This window comes from Streptomyces sp. NPDC054849 (genome assembly GCF_053610945.1).
In genome coordinates, this window is record NZ_JBSGZI010000022.1 from 80,001 (window position 1) to 94,388 (window position 14,388).

12 protein-coding genes are annotated in these 14,388 nt (G+C 71.5%); 7 read left to right on the plus strand and 5 right to left on the minus strand.

Going from position 1 to position 14,388, the window contains the following annotated elements:
* The first annotated feature begins 70 nt into the window (after positions 1–70).
* From ACWGIF_RS13240 to ACWGIF_RS13270, 7 genes are all read left to right on the plus strand, one after another.
* A complete protein-coding gene (locus ACWGIF_RS13240; protein ID WP_453495508.1) occupies positions 71–853 on the plus strand; it encodes a CoA transferase subunit A in 783 nt (260 codons plus the stop codon).
* On the plus strand, positions 853–1,524 hold the full coding sequence (locus ACWGIF_RS13245; protein WP_453495511.1) for a CoA transferase subunit B: 672 nt from the start codon (positions 853–855) through the stop codon (positions 1,522–1,524). Before ACWGIF_RS13240 ends, ACWGIF_RS13245 begins: the two co-directional genes overlap by 1 nt.
* 420 nt (positions 1,525–1,944) lie before the next feature.
* Positions 1,945–3,378, plus strand: a complete 1,434-nt coding sequence (locus tag ACWGIF_RS13250) for an extracellular catalytic domain type 1 short-chain-length polyhydroxyalkanoate depolymerase (RefSeq protein WP_453495514.1) — start codon at positions 1,945–1,947, stop codon at positions 3,376–3,378.
* Between the two features lie 274 nt (positions 3,379–3,652).
* Positions 3,653–5,044, plus strand: coding sequence for a 3-hydroxybutyrate oligomer hydrolase family protein (locus tag ACWGIF_RS13255; protein ID WP_453495517.1), 1,392 nt, complete (start codon positions 3,653–3,655; stop codon positions 5,042–5,044).
* Between the two features lie 222 nt (positions 5,045–5,266).
* Complete coding sequence (locus ACWGIF_RS13260; RefSeq protein WP_453495520.1) at positions 5,267–6,052, plus strand: 3-hydroxybutyrate dehydrogenase; 786 nt, start codon at positions 5,267–5,269, stop codon at positions 6,050–6,052.
* Positions 6,053–6,121: 69 nt separating this feature from the next.
* Positions 6,122–7,501, plus strand: coding sequence for an MFS transporter (locus tag ACWGIF_RS13265; protein ID WP_453495523.1), 1,380 nt, complete (start codon positions 6,122–6,124; stop codon positions 7,499–7,501).
* A 121-nt stretch (positions 7,502–7,622) separates the two neighbouring features.
* Positions 7,623–9,542, plus strand: a complete 1,920-nt coding sequence (locus tag ACWGIF_RS13270) for a helix-turn-helix domain-containing protein (RefSeq protein ID WP_453495526.1) — start codon at positions 7,623–7,625, stop codon at positions 9,540–9,542.
* Between the two features lie 88 nt (positions 9,543–9,630).
* Here ACWGIF_RS13270 and ACWGIF_RS13275 read toward each other — a convergent pair whose 3' ends face one another.
* From ACWGIF_RS13275 to ACWGIF_RS13295, 5 genes are all read right to left on the minus strand, one after another.
* Positions 9,631–11,022, minus strand: a complete 1,392-nt coding sequence (locus tag ACWGIF_RS13275) for a (2,3-dihydroxybenzoyl)adenylate synthase (protein WP_453495529.1) — start codon at positions 11,020–11,022, stop codon at positions 9,631–9,633.
* A gap of 228 nt (positions 11,023–11,250) precedes the next feature.
* Positions 11,251–12,108, minus strand: coding sequence for a glutathione S-transferase C-terminal domain-containing protein (locus tag ACWGIF_RS13280; protein ID WP_453495532.1), 858 nt, complete (start codon positions 12,106–12,108; stop codon positions 11,251–11,253).
* Between the two features lie 98 nt (positions 12,109–12,206).
* Positions 12,207–12,368, minus strand: a complete 162-nt coding sequence (locus tag ACWGIF_RS13285) for a hypothetical protein (protein WP_453495535.1) — start codon at positions 12,366–12,368, stop codon at positions 12,207–12,209.
* A gap of 217 nt (positions 12,369–12,585) precedes the next feature.
* Positions 12,586–13,482, minus strand: a complete 897-nt coding sequence (locus ACWGIF_RS13290; protein WP_453495538.1) for an ABC transporter permease — start codon at positions 13,480–13,482, stop codon at positions 12,586–12,588.
* Entirely contained in the window at positions 13,469–14,266 is a 798-nt protein-coding gene (locus ACWGIF_RS13295) for an ABC transporter ATP-binding protein (protein WP_453495541.1), read from the minus strand. The genes ACWGIF_RS13290 and ACWGIF_RS13295 overlap by 14 nt, the downstream gene beginning before the upstream one ends.
* Between the last annotated feature and the right edge of the window lie 122 nt (positions 14,267–14,388).

The window sequence follows — 14,388 nt, forward strand, 5'->3', positions numbered from 1 at the left end:
CACCCAGTTGATCCCGATGGCCCGGCCAGACCTGGCAGGCGGCATCCGGGCAGGGGCGAAGGAGTGGTGGATGGGCGTGGACAAGGTGGTCGGCGACTCCCTCGAAGCGATCGCGGACGTCGAGGAGGGCAGCTCCCTGGCGGTCGGCGGCTTCGGACTGTGCGGAATTCCCGGAGTGTTGCTCGAGGCCCTGCGCGAGCGCGGAGTCGGCGGTCTGCGCGTGGTGTCCAACAACTGCGGCGTGGACGACTGGGGCCTCGGCCTGCTGCTGCGCCAGGGGATGATCGCCCGCATGACCAGCTCATACGTGGGGGAGAACAAGGAATTCGCGCGCCAGTACCTCAGCGGTGAGCTGGAGGTCGAGCTGGTCCCGCAGGGGACGCTGGCCGAAAGGCTGCGCGCCGGGGGAGCGGGCATACCCGCCTTCTACACACCCGCGGGAGCCGGAACGCAGATCGCGGACGGCGGTCTGCCCTGGCGTTACGCACCGGACGGGAGCGTCGCCGTGGCGTCCCCGCCCAAGGAGACGAAGTCCTTCGGCGACCGCGAGTACCTCATGGAAGAGGGCATCACCACCGACTTCGCCCTCGTGCGGGCAGCCGTCGGTGACCGGCACGGCAACCTCGTCTTCCACTCCTCCGCCCGTAACTTCAACCCCCTCGCCGCGATGGCGGGACGCGTCACCGTGGCCGAGGTGGAGGAACTCGTCGAGCCGGGCGAGATCGACCCGGACCACATCCATCTGCCCGGCATCTTCGTCCAGCGCGTCGTACGCGTCACGGCCGATGATCCCCCAGCGGCGAAGCGCATCGAGCGGCGCACCGTGCGACCGCGTACCGAGGAGAGCGTCTGATGGCCCTGACACGAGAGCAGATGGCGGCCCGCGCAGCCCGGGAGCTGGCGGACGGCTCGTACGTCAACCTCGGGATAGGCCTGCCCACCCTCATCCCCAACCACATCCCGGCCGGTGTCGAGGTCGTCCTCCACTCGGAGAACGGGATTCTCGGCGTCGGGCCGTATCCGCACGAGGAGGACGTCCACCCCGACCTGATCAACGCAGGCAAGGAGACGGTCACCCTCGCCGCCGGCGCTTCCGCCTTCGATTCCGCGCTGTCCTTCGGCATGATTCGCGGCGGTCACATCGACGTCGCCGTCCTGGGGGCCATGCAGGTGTCGGCATTCGGCGACCTGGCCAACTGGATGATCCCGGGGAAGATGGTCAAGGGCATGGGCGGGGCCATGGACTTGGTCCACGGCGCCCGCCGGGTGATCGTGCTCATGGAGCACACGGCACGGGACGGATCCCACAAGTTGGTCGAGGAGTGCACGCTGCCGCTCACCGGCTGGGGAGTGGTGCACCGCGTGATCACCGATCTCGCGGTACTCGACGTCACGAGGTCCGGCCTCATGCTGCGCGAGGTGGCTCCCGGCGTCAGCGTGGACGAGGTGAGGGCGGCGACCGGCCCGCAACTGGTGGTCGCCGCGGACCTGGTGGTCGCCGCGGACCTGGCGGTCGGTGTCTGACCCGCCAGCGCGCGGCGTTAGCAGGGCGGTGTCGGTGACGCAACGGGGCGAAGCACGCAGGCGCCACGGCGGGCTGTGGGGCGCGGCGCCATTCTGAGCCGACGGTCTCCGCTTCTACATTTGCGGCCACCCCCACGCACCGGCCGCCTCGTCGCCGGCCGTGCCGGGGGTCGCGTGATCCGATCCGATCGCGCGTCACCCGTAGAGGGAGCCACAATGCCGTCGCGTGACATACGTCCGAAGTTTCAACCGCAACCGCAACCGCAACCGCAACCGAAGCCGCAACCGCAACCGAAGCCGAGCTCCCGGTCGAAGGCGAGTTCGCCGTCGCCGTCGCAGTCGAGTCCGCGGCCGCCGTCGTTCGAGACCCCCAGGCGTCCCGCGGAACGGACGGGACGATGGCGCCGCGCACTGTGCCGGGTGACGGCGGTCGTCGCCCTGGTGGCGGGGGCGGCCCTCCTGCCGCCCGCAGACGCACCGGCCGTCGCCGCGGCGGCCGGCGTCCCCCTGCAGAGAGTCAGCGGCTTCGGCCCCAACCCCGGTGCGCTGAACATGTACGTGTACCGACCTGCCGGTCTGCCCGCCAACCCGGCGGTGGTGGTCGCCCTCCACGGCTGCACCCAGACGGCCCAGATCTACGCCGACAACTCGGGTCTGGCGAAGTTCGCCGAGCAGCATCGTTTCGTGCTGCTCTTCGCCGAGACCACCTCCGCCAACAACGGCGGCCAGTGCTTCAACTTCTTCGAGCCCGGGGACAATCGGCGCGGACAAGGAGAGGCCGCCTCGATCCGTCAGATGGTCGCGCACGCCGGTTCGGCCTACGGCACGGACCCGGCACGCGTGTACGTCACCGGTCTGTCGGCCGGCGGCGCCATGACCTCGGTGATGCTCGCCGCGTACCCCGACGTCTTCGCGGCGGGCGCGGTGATCGCCGGCATCCCGTACGGCTGCGCGAACACCGTGTCGGCCGCGTACACCTGTATGAGCCCCGGCGTGGACCGGACGCCCTCGGCCTGGGCCCAGAGCGTCCGCGACGCCAACCCCGGGTACACCGGTCCCTGGCCGAAGGTGACCATCTGGCACGGCGACAACGACACCAAGGTCGTGCCGAGGAACGCGGTGGAACTGCGAGACCAGTGGACCGCCGTCCACGGCCTGGGCCAAAGCCCGGACCGCACCTCCACGATCGGCCCCGACCAGACCAGGAGGGAGCAGTACCTCGCGCCCGGCGGCGCGGTCGCCGTCGAGGTCAACCGGGTGCCCTCCATCGCGCACGGCACGCCGGTCGACCCCGGGACCGGTCCCCAGCAGTGCGGCGCCACCGGTACCGCGAACTTCATCCGATCGATCTGCTCCAGCTACTGGGTCACCTCGTTCTTCGGCCTGGACGGCGCTGCCCCCAACCCCGGAGGGCTGCCCGCCCCGAGCGGCCTGAGCGCCACGGAAACCACGGACACCTCGGTCACCCTGAACTGGAACGCGGTCACGGGCGCCGCCTCGTACGCGGTGTACCGGGACGGCGCCCGCGTCGCCACGCCCACCGCCGCCCCGTTCACCGACACGGGCCTGAGCGCGGGCAGCGGCCACGTCTACAGCGTGGCCGCCCGCGATGCGGCCGGCACGGAGGGCGTGCGCTCCGCCGAGATCACCGCCACCACGACCGGCGCGGCTCCCCACTGCTGGACGGCGAACAACTACCAGCAGGTGCAGGCCGGTCGGGCAACCACCAACGGCGGCTACGCCTACGCCAAGGGCTCGAACCAGAACATGGGCCTGTACAACACCTTCGTCACGCACACCCTGAAGGAGTCACCCGCCGGCTACTACGTCATCGCCGACGGCACCTGCTCCTGACTCCGCGCCGACCGGTCTCGTGCCGCCCCCTGTGGTGCGGGGCCCCACCCCCGGGACCGGGCTTGTGGTGCCCGCACGCCTGACCCGGGCGGTGTCCCACGGCATAGCGTCCGCTTGCCCGCAGACGCCCAGACCCCCGCCCTCCTTGGAGGTATCCGTGCCGCCAGTGACGCCCCTGCGTCCCTCGCACCCGTCGCCCCTGTCCGTCCCCGCACGGCCCCACGACCGATCGAGCCCGAGGAGGTGCTGTACGCGGACCCTGCGGCGGGCCGCCGTGGCGGCAGCCGTTCTGCTGGTCGTCGCCGCCGTCCCCGCTGTGGCCCAGCATCGAGCGCAGTCCGCAACGGCGGGCCATTGCGCGGCGATGTCCCGGCTGAAGGTGCCCGGCGCCGAACGGCAGGAGACCTCGTGCCTGGACGAGCTGACCACGGCAGGGACGGTGGCTTCGGGGCACACCGACACGGCCGACTGGACGGGTTTGACCCCGGCCGGACTGGCCGTGCCGAGCGGAGTGCCCGGGATCCAGATCGACGGGTACTTCCCGGACACTTCCCGCAGCAACACCAACCACGGCTGGAACCACGACGCGCAGTTCGTGATCCGCCTGCCCGACCACTGGAACGGCGGCCTCGTCGTCGCGGGCTCACCCGGTGTCCGTGAGCAGTACGCCAACGACCGCGCCATCGGCGACTGGGTCCTGTCCCGGGGGTATGCGTTCGCGGCGACGGACAAGGGCAACACGGGCGCCGCCTTCCACCGGGACGGGGCCGCCCCGGGCGACGCCATCGTGGAGTGGAACAGCCGCGTCACCGAGCTCACCCGGGCCGCCCGCGCCGTGGTGGGGCAGCGCTACCACCGGCCCCCTTCGAAGACACTGGCCACCGGTATGTCGAACGGCGGCTATCTGGTGCGGTGGCAGTTGGAGAACCATCCCGAGCTCTACTCCGGGGGAGTGGACTGGGAGGGCACGCTCTGGCGCGCGCAAGGGCCGCACCTGCTCACCTTCCTGCCGCCCGCACTGCGCGCCTACCCCGCGTACGCGGCGGGCGGCGAAGGCGCGGACCGCGCCCACGCCGAGATGACCGCTGCCGGCTTCCCCACCGGGTCGGAGTTCCTGTGGCCTTTTCACCACCAGTACTACTGGGACCTGACCCAGCGGATCTACCGCGAGGAACTGGATCCGGACTTTGACGGCGCGCTGGAGGCCGGCACCCCGTTCTGCGCGCCGGGCTCACCGGCCTGCGACAGCGACTACGACTACGCCTCCCGACCGCCGAGCGTCCACGACGCGATCGAGAAGATCGCCCTCACCGGGCGGATAGGCAAACCCCTGATCACTCTGCACGGCACCTTCGACGTGCTGCTGCCCATCGGCCAGGACTCCGACGTCTACGCGAAGATGGTGCGGGACGCGGGCCGCGGTCACCTCTTCCGGTACTACCGCGTCGAGGGAGGAACACACGTCGACTCGCTCTACGACGCCTTCCCCGACCGCCTCCGCCCGCTGGTGCCCTGCCACCGCTCGGCCTTCACGGCGCTGGAGGGCTGGCTGGGCCGAGGCGTTCAGCCGCCTCCCAGCCGCACCCTGCCCCGCCCGGACACCGCGGCCACCGCCGACACCGCGGACACCGCGAGCCTGCTCACCCACTGCCGGCTCACCGCCTGACACCACTTTGGTTCCGTCCCGCTGACATGCATGTGCTTCATCCCTTCGCCGAGAGCGGGGTCCCATGAGGGGCCCCGCTCCCGTGCGTCCGGTACCTGCCCCGACGCCCGTCCGGGGACGGCTCGGAACCCGCCCGCTGGTGAAGACGTACACAGCGCGTCGCTCGACTGTGGCGGGCGCACACATGGGAGTGGCATGCGCACGTCCCGCATGATTCCGGCCATGACAAGCGGAATCACTCCCGCGTTCGACGGGACAGCAGGTGTCGACCTGACCGGCCGCACCGCCTTGGTGACCGGCGCGGGCAGCGGCATCGGACGTGCCTGCGCCACGGCGTTCGCGGCCGCCGGAGCCCTCGTCCACGTGGTGGACATCGACGAGCAGTCGGCCAAGGCAGTCGCCGAGGAGATCGGCGGCCGGGCCCACGTGGTGGACCTGGCCCACCCCGACTCCGTGGGAGAACTGCCGGCCGAGGTCGACGTGCTGGTCAACAACGCCGGATTCCAGCACGTGGCGCCGCTGACCGAATTCCCCCCGGAACGCTTCGAGCTCATCCAGAAGGTGATGGTCCACGCTCCCTTCCTGCTCCTGCGCCGGACCCTGCCGCACATGTACGCACGGGGCTGGGGCCGGATCGTCAACATCTCCAGCGTCCACGGCCTGCGTGCCAGCGCCTTCAAGTCCGGCTACGTGACCGCGAAGCACGCCCTCGAAGGGCTGAGCAAGGTCGCCGCGCTCGAAGGCGCCCCGCACGGTGTCACCAGCAACTGCGTCAACCCCGGCTATGTCCGCACGCCCCTGGTCGAGCAGCAGATCGCCGCCCAAGCCGAGGCCCACGGCATCGACCCGGAGCAGGTCGTCAGTGAGGTGATGCTCAGCCGCTCCGCGATCAAACGGATGATCCGACCCGAGGAGGTCGCCGCCGTCGCCCTGTGGATCTGCGGCCCCCACACCGGCTACATCACCGGTTCCTCCATCCCCCTGGACGGCGGCTGGACCGCAGCCTGACCGGCCCCCGCCCCACACCCGGTACCTACACTCCCACCACCGCTCCCAGCCGAAATGTGGTTCCCCGCCATGCCAAACCAGACACCCAGAACCGGCATCGCGCGCGTCATCAGCGCGAGTCTGATCGGCACCACCATCGAGTGGTACGACTTCTTCCTGTACGGCTCCGCAGCCGCCCTCGTCTTCAACGAGCTGTTCTTCCCGAGCAGTGAGCCCCTCGTCGGCACCCTCCTGGCCTTCCTCACCTACGCCATCGGCTTCGCGGCCCGACCGCTCGGCGGCCTGGTCTTCGGACACTACGGCGACAAGATCGGCCGCAAGAAGCTCCTCGTCCTCAGCCTGCTGCTGATGGGCGGCGCCACCTTCGCGATGGGGCTGCTGCCCACCCACGCGAGCATCGGCGTCGGAGCCCCGATCCTGCTCACCCTGCTGCGGCTGGTCCAGGGCTTCGCGCTCGGCGGCGAATGGGGCGGCGCGGTCCTGCTGGTATCCGAACACGGCGACGACGAGAACCGCGGCTTCTGGGCCTCCTGGCCCCAGGCCGGCGCGCCCGGCGGCAACCTGCTGGCCACCGGTGTACTGGCGCTGCTGGCCGCGTTCCAGTCCGAGGAAGCGTTCCTCGCCTGGGGATGGCGGATCCCGTTCCTGCTCTCCGGCGTACTCGTGCTGATCGGCCTGTGGATCCGCGTGTCGGTCTCGGAGTCCCCCGTCTTCCTGGAGGCACAGGCCAAGGCGGCCGAGCGGGCCGCCGCGGGCGTCAAGGAGAAGCCGCCCGTGACCGAGGTGTTCCGGACGAACTGGCGCGGAGTCCTCACCGCCGTCGGCACCCGGTTCGGCGAGAACATCTCGTACTACGTCCTCACGGCCTTCCTCCTCGTCTACATCACCACCCACCTCGGGCTCTCCAAGAGCCAGGGGCTGAACGCCGCGCTCATCGGCTCCGCCGTCCACTTCGTCACGATCCCCGCGTGGGGAGCGCTGTCCGACCGGATCGGCCGCCGCCCGGTCACCCTGATCGGCTCCGTCGGCATGGCGGGCTGGGCGTTCGCCTTCTTCGCGATGCTGGACACCAAGTCCTTCCCCGTGATCGCCGCCGCCGTCACCGTCGGACTGGTCCTGCACGGCGCGATGTACGGACCGCAGGCAGCCTTCATCTCCGAGATGTTCGACACCAGGATCCGCTACTCCGGTGCCTCCATGGGCTCCCAGCTCGCCTCCATCATCGGCGGCGCACTCGCACCCCTCATCGCGGTCGCGCTCCTCGACGCCTACGACTCGTCGACACCGATCTCGATCTACCTCGCCGCCGCGGCGGCCGTCACGACCCTGACCGTGCTGATGGCGAAGGAGACGCGCGGGCGTAACCTGGCGCAGGACCGGGTCCCCGCCGACGCGGCGGTCCCCGGCAGCCGCAAGGCCCAGCACGACCCGGTCCCGGCCGACAGCTGAGCGGGGACCCCGCCGTACCGCGCCGCCGGGAGCGGTACGGCGGGCACCGCACCGCGTCCTCGCCGACCAGCGGAACATGCGGGGCGCACACCACCGCATCCAGAACCATGGAGAGCCGCTCATGCCCACCACGGTGAAGAAGACCGACACGGGGCAGGCGTTCGCCGCCGTGCGGCAACTCCTGGACCTGCTCGCCCAGGGCGCGCCCCTCGAACACTTCACGCGTCCGGGCGAGGCGGCCCAGGCCGCGGGCGCCTCCGAGCCGGACAAGGCGGCCATCGCCGAAGCCACCCAGGTCGCGCTCCGTATCCGCCGCACGCTCGCCCAGCACAGGCGGCGCGAGGTGGAACTCGCCGCGCTCTTCGACACCGCCGGCGACCTCGCGGCCCTGAGGGACCTCGACGCCGTCCTCCGGGCGATCACCCACCGGGCCAAGCTGCTGCTCGGCACGGACGTCACGTACCTGTCCCTCAACGACGACGAGGCAGGCGACACCTACATGCGGGTGACCGACGGCTGCGTGTCCGCCGCGTTCCAGCAGGTCCGACTCGGCATGGGCGAGGGCCTCGGCGGCCTGGTGGCCGAGACCGCCCGCCCGTACACCACCGGCGACTACGGCGACGACCCGCGCTTCAAGCACACCACCACCATCGACAGCGCCGTGACGGAAGAGGGCCTGCGGGCCATCCTCGGTGTACCGCTGCGGGTGGGGACCCGCGTCATCGGAGTCCTCTACGCGGCGGACCGCACCGCCCGCACCTTCACCCCCGACGAGATCGCACTGCTGTCCTCCCTGGCCGACCACGCCGCCATCGCCATCGACAGCGCCCGCCTGCTGGAAGAAACGCGTACCGCTCTGGTCGACCTCAACGCGGCGTCGCAGACCATCGAGGCCCACAGCCAGGCCATGCGGCGGGCCGAGGACGCCCACGACCGGCTGACCGACCTCGTGCTGCGAGGCGGGGACATCGCCGAGGTCGCGAACGCCATCGGCACCGTGCTGCAGGGCGGGACCCTCATCCACGACGCGGAGGGAGCCGAACTCGCCCGGGCGGGGGCGGACCCGCAACCCCCCTCGGCGCAAGCCGTCGCGGCCTCCCGTGCCGGAGGGCGGGCCGTCCCGGTCCAGGGCACCTGGGTGTGCGCCGTCCTCGCCGGACACGAACTCCTCGGCAGCATCGCCCTGACCGGCCGCGCCGACCTCAGCGAGGCGGACCGCCGCCTCTTCGAACGGGCCAGCGTCGTCACCGCCCTGCTCCTGCTCCTGCGCCGCTCCGTCGAGGAAGCCGAGGACCGGGTACGCGGCGAACTCCTGGGAGACCTGCTCACCCGAGCCGCGGACGCCACGAGCCTGTCCGCCCGTGCCCGTCGGCTGCGGCTGAACCTGAGCCATCCCCACACGGTCTTCGTGCTCCACGCCGAGACGGCGCCGCGGCAGCGGCTGCTGTCCGCGGCCGCCCGCACCGCACAGAGCCGGAAGGGCCTGGCCGGATCCCACCAGGACGACGTGGTCCTCGTCTATCCGTCCGACACCCCCAGCTCCTGCGCGCGCGCTCTCGCCGAGGAACTGAGCCACGCCGTGGGCTCCCTCGTCACCGTCGGAGCCGCCGGCCCCGTCGCCGGCCCCGGCGGCTTCGCCGACGCCCACGCGGAAGCCCGACGCTGCCTGGCCGCGCTCCGTGCGCTGGGCCACCACGGCACCGGCTCAGCCCTCTGCGACCTGGGTTTTCTCGGCGTACTGCTGGGAGACCAGACGGACCTGGGCGGATACGTCCGCCAGACGGTGGGTGCGGTCATGGAGTACGACGCGAAACGCGGCACCGACCTCATGCACACCCTCCAGGTGTACTTCTCCGTCGGAATGAGCCAGTCCAGGGCGAGGGAGGCCCTCCACGTGCACATCAACACCGTGGTCCAGCGCCTGGACCGGATCGGACAACTCCTGGGCCGTGACTGGCAGACGCCGGAGAGGGTGCTGGAGATCCAGCTCGCCCTGCGCATCGCCCGGATAGCGCCGACCGGGTCGGGACCCTCCCTTTAGGGCGTGCAGACGCGTGTGCAGTGGTGTGCGTCGTCGTGGTCGGTGATGCTCCGAGCGTTCCGACGCTCCCGGCGGCCCGCCCCGCTCGTCACAGGCCGGACGGATCCTCGGGTTGGGCCCGCCGCGCGACGTCCTGGAGGCGGCCGGTCACCACCAGGTTGCCGTCCGGGGTGCGCCGCGCGAGGTCGCCGGTGCGGAAGTAGCCGTCGCCGGTGAAGGAGCGGGCGTTGTGCTCGGGCGCCCGGTAATAGCCGCGCACGGTGTACGGACCGCGGGCGAGGAGTTCGCCGGTCTCCCCGTCCGGCAGGTCCCCGCCGTCGACGCCGACGATGCGGATCTCATCGTCCGGCGAGAGCGGGCGGCCCTGCGTGGTGAGCGCGGTCTCGTCCGGATCGTCGGGACGGGTGAGAGTGAGCAGCCCCTCTGCCCTGCCGAAGACCTGCTGCAGGCGACAGCCCCATACGCAGCCCATCCGTTCTGCGGCCGTCCGTTGCAAGGGCGCGCCGCCGCCGATCTGCACGAGGCGCAGACTGCTCACGTCGGCACGGACCCTGGGAAGGGCGTCGAGCCAGAGCCCGGCGACGGCGGGCTCCACCGACGTGATGGTGACCCGCTCCCGTTCGATGGCCGTCAGGCACTCGGCGGGCACCGGGTCCTCGACCAGGACGACGGTGCCGCCGACGGAGAGGGTGCCGAGAATGCCGGGACAGCCGAGGGCGAAGGTGGACCCGGCGGGCAGCGCGGCGAGATACACGTCGTTCTCGGTGAGGGACACCAGCTCGGCGGCGGCCCGCGCCTGGTAGGCGTAGTCGTTGTGGGTACGCGGGACGAGCTTCGGCGCCGCGGCGGTACCGTCGGCGAGAAGAAGGAACGCCACCTGACCGCCGCCCAGCGCAAGCGCCGGCTCGGGCGGGGCGTCGATGGAGCCCAGCGGGCTGTACTGGCAGCCCGACGGGTCGGTCGTCAGGCCGCCGTACGGGGACGAGGTACCCGGCGCCTCAAGGGTGAACACCCGCCGCAGGAAGGGCTCTCGGGCCGCGATGACCGCCGCCATCGCCGTGTGGTCGAAGCCCCGGTACGTCGAGGGACCGACGTAGCCGACGGCCTGGGTGACCTGCACGAGATGGGACACCTGGGACACCCGGTGCGAGAGCGGGCAGAGCACGGGGACGGTGCCGGCGCGCATCAGCGCGAACAGGGTGGTGACGAACTCGGGAACGTTGGGCAGCTGGACGACGACCCGCTGCCCGGGCCGGAGCCCGCGCAGCCGGAATCCGGCGGCCATGCGGTCCACGCGCCGGTTCAGGGACGCGTACGTGACGCGGGTGGCGCCCTGAACGAGCGCGGTCCGCGGTCCGTACTGCAGCGCCCAGTCGCGCAGGAGATTTTCCAGCGTAGTGCCACGCCAGTGCCCGGCCGCCCAGTAGCGGTCGACGAACTCCTCGGGCCAGGGCGTGCAGCCTCCGAGTATGGATGTCATCCGCTTCCCTCCGTGCCGGTCGGGGGCCGGTCCGGCACGACGGCGAAGCCCGGCCGGGGCGCCCTCCCACGCCGGGGAGCAACCCCGCCCCCTTGACCGGCAATCCAATCCGTCAACGTCCCCATGCACAATGTGGCTTCCCGACCACGGACACCGGATTCCCTCGGCAGAAAGACCAATGGGCGACGCTGACCAGGAGGAACGGCCGGCCCGGACGCGCATACGGCTTCATGAGGGTGACGGCGCGGGTACGTGCCTCGCCCAGTCCACGATCCGAACCGCCGCACCGGCGGCCTCCGTGCCCCGGCAGTGCGCGTGGTGCCGGTGAGCGATGCCGTCCAGGTCGAGGTGGGACGCGAAGGCGGGGGCGGCCGCCAGCCGCCGCGCGTACGCCCACAGGTGCGGGTGGTCGGTGATGCGGTACACCGCCGCGGCGTCCAGATGCCAGCGGTGCACCGTGTCCAACTGCACCAGCGTCACCCACAACTGCACGTCCGCAGCCGTGAGTTCCGCACCGAGCAGGTATTCCGTCGTGGCGAGCCGCCGCTCCAGAGCGTCCAGTCCGCGCAGCAGGGTGGCGAGAGCGGTGTCGCGCGCCGCCGCACCGACACCGGACCGGCCGGCGCGCTGCGCCGCCGCATTGACGCCCTGCTCGCAGAGCCGGCCGATGGCCTCGATCCGCTCGTCGGCGCCGTCCGGGTACAGGTGGGGGCCGGAGGCGCCGAACCGGCGGGTCAGGTCCTGAAGGATGTCGGGGGCGTGCGTGCTGACGATCCGTCCGGTCCAGCCGTCGCTGAGCACCGGCGCCACGGCCGGACCGGCGTACTGGTGCGAACTGGCCTCGTACAGCGGGCGCAGCGCCAGGTGACCGCCGTCGGGCGCATCGGGCACCGCCGGCAGCAACGTCATCGGGAGGGCGTCTTCCAGACCGAGGAGGCTGTGCGTGATGGCGATCTGGAGACAGCGCGGACAGGACTGAGCGAGGTGGAGCCGGTAGCGGTGCGGCACGGCGGGATAGCCGCTGCACGCGTCACGGCCGATCCTGCTCCGGAACGACGGCACGGCATGCGGGGAAGTGGTGGACATGCGTCTCCCTGGGAGTGCTCGGTCACGGGCCTACGACGACGACGGCCACGGCGACGGCTTCGGCACGGGCCGGGACGCGGCGATGAGTGCGCGGACGGTCAGGGACGGGCGGGTGCGGGCCCGCCGAGGCGCAGGGGACTCGCCGCACTGCACACGCGCAGAAGGTCGATGTGGCGGCGGGACGTCAGCAGCAGCAGTGGCAGCGGCCGGACGGCGATACGGACGCCGTGGGTGCCGCGGCCGCGTGCAGAGCAGTCCATGATTCCCTACCGGTTCACCAGGATTCGCCGGATTGGAGTGTCGATGCGTGTCCGAGCGCTGTCAAGGGGGCCTGCGGCGGCAGCAGTTCGGCAACCGCGGGATGCTGCCGGCGCCGGCCGCCGCTGCGCGCCCGGGCGCGTACCAGTGCGCGGGTGCGGGCGGAAGGAGCGGTCGCGGTCGCCGCGCCGCGCGCGGTGCCGAACGTGATCTGTCCGTTCAGCTCTTGACCAGCAGGCCGCGGCTGCGCAGTACGTACCGCTCGACGGGGCTGAAGATGAGGAGGTCGATGGCGATGCCGACCACCAGGATGAGCAGGATGGCGAGGAACACGCCGGGGAGGTCGATGTTGTTGCGGCCGTTCTCCAGGAGCTGGCCCAGGCCCAGGCCCAGGTCGGGTGAGGAGGCGATGATTTCGGCGGCCATCAGTGAGCGCCAGGAGAAGGCCCAGCCCTGCTTGAGGCCGGCGAGGTAGCCGGGCAGGGCGGCCGGCATGACGATGTGGCGGGCTCCGCGCAGGCCGGTGGCGCCGAGAGTGCGGCCGGCCCGCAGGTGGAGCGGTGGGATCTGGTCGATGCCGGAGACGAGGCCGTTGGCGATGGACGGGACGGCGCCGAGCAGGATGACGGTGAACATCATGGCGTCGTTCAGGCCGAACCACAGGACGGCCGGAGGTACCCAGGCCACCGACGGCAGGGACTGCAGGCCTTGCAGGATCGGGCCGATCGCGGCGCGTACGAAGGTCACGCGGGCGACCAGCAGGCCCAGCGGGGTGCCGATGGCCAGGGCCAGCAGGAAGCCGAGCAGACCGCGCGAGACGGAAGTCCAGATCACGTCCAGCAAAGTGCCCTGCAGCCACATCTGGGACAGGCTGTCCCAGACCGCGGACGGTGCGGGCAGCTTGGTCTCGTTCGTGACCTTCGTCGCGACGAGGACCTGCCAGACCAGGAGGACGAGGCTCACCGCCAGGGACGGCGGAAGGACCTTCTTGACGAGGACCTCGCGGACCGGGGTGCGGTGGGTCTGGACCGCGTCGAGCGCGTCGAGGCCGGCCTCCAGGCCGGCCAGGTCGTCGTTCTTCGCCCTGGCCTTCGGTGTGGTGTCAGTGCTGGCCATGGCGGCGGATCTCCCCACGCAGGTGTTCAGTGATCTCGAGGGACAGTTCGGCGACGTCCGCGTCCTCGATGCGGCGCGGCTGGGGGATGTCCACGGTCCATTGTTCGGCGACCCGGCCGGGCCGGGAGGAGAGCAGGACCACGCGCTGGGCGAGGCGGACGGCCTCGCGGACGTTGTGGGTGACGAACAGGACCGACAGCCCCGTCTCCTGCCAGATGCGGGTGAGTTCGCCGTGCAGCACGTCGCGGGTGATGGCGTCGAGTGCGGCGAACGGCTCGTCCATCAGCAGGAGCCGGCTGTCCTGGGCCAGGGCCCGGGCCAGGGCGACGCGCTGGCGCATGCCGCCGGACAGTTCGTGGACCCGCTTGCCGTGGGCGCCGCCGAGGCGGACCAGTTCCAGGAGCCGTTCGGCCTCCGGCTTGCGGTCGGCCTTGGGCACCCCGCGCAGGCGCAGGGCGAGTTCGATGTTCTTGCCCGCGGTCAGCCACGGGAAGAGGGCGTGTTCCTGGAACATCAGGGCCGGGCGGCCGCCGGGGGTCTCGATGGAACCCGCGGTCGGCTTGTCGAGGCCCGCGACCAGGTTGAGCAGGGTGGACTTTCCGCACCCCGAGGCGCCCAGGAGGGTGACGAACTCGCCGGGAGCGACATCGAGGCTGATGTCGTCCAGGACGAGCTGCGATCCGGCCGGGCCGGAGAAGGACTTCGAGACGTGCCCGATGCGGGCGGCGTGCGTGGGCTGCTGCGCTACGGCGGCCTCGGCAGCCTTGGCGAACGTGGTGGCCATGGTCGTCACCTCCTGGGGTTGCTGGAGTCGGGGGGTTACTTGGCGCCGAGACCGGCGTCGGAGACCTCGGGCCTGCCCGCGGCCTTCAGCACCTTGTTCAGGAGCGTCAGGTCGTAGATGCC

Excerpts from the sequence above, each read along its gene's own strand:
- ACWGIF_RS13240 (WP_453495508.1), top strand. The coding sequence starts at position 71 with ATGGGCGTGGACAAGGTGGTCGGCGACTCCCTCGAAGCGATCGCGGAC.
- ACWGIF_RS13245 (WP_453495511.1), top strand. The coding sequence starts at position 853 with ATGGCCCTGACACGAGAGCAGATGGCGGCCCGCGCAGCCCGGGAGCTG.
- ACWGIF_RS13260 (WP_453495520.1), top strand. The coding sequence starts at position 5,267 with ATGACAAGCGGAATCACTCCCGCGTTCGACGGGACAGCAGGTGTCGAC.
- ACWGIF_RS13265 (WP_453495523.1), top strand. The coding sequence starts at position 6,122 with ATGCCAAACCAGACACCCAGAACCGGCATCGCGCGCGTCATCAGCGCG.
- ACWGIF_RS13270 (WP_453495526.1), top strand. The coding sequence starts at position 7,623 with ATGCCCACCACGGTGAAGAAGACCGACACGGGGCAGGCGTTCGCCGCC.
- ACWGIF_RS13275 (WP_453495529.1), bottom strand. The coding sequence starts at position 11,022 with ATGACATCCATACTCGGAGGCTGCACGCCCTGGCCCGAGGAGTTCGTC.
- ACWGIF_RS13280 (WP_453495532.1), bottom strand. The coding sequence starts at position 12,108 with ATGTCCACCACTTCCCCGCATGCCGTGCCGTCGTTCCGGAGCAGGATC.
- ACWGIF_RS13285 (WP_453495535.1), bottom strand. The coding sequence starts at position 12,368 with ATGGACTGCTCTGCACGCGGCCGCGGCACCCACGGCGTCCGTATCGCC.
- ACWGIF_RS13290 (WP_453495538.1), bottom strand. The coding sequence starts at position 13,482 with ATGGCCAGCACTGACACCACACCGAAGGCCAGGGCGAAGAACGACGAC.
- ACWGIF_RS13295 (WP_453495541.1), bottom strand. The coding sequence starts at position 14,266 with ATGGCCACCACGTTCGCCAAGGCTGCCGAGGCCGCCGTAGCGCAGCAG.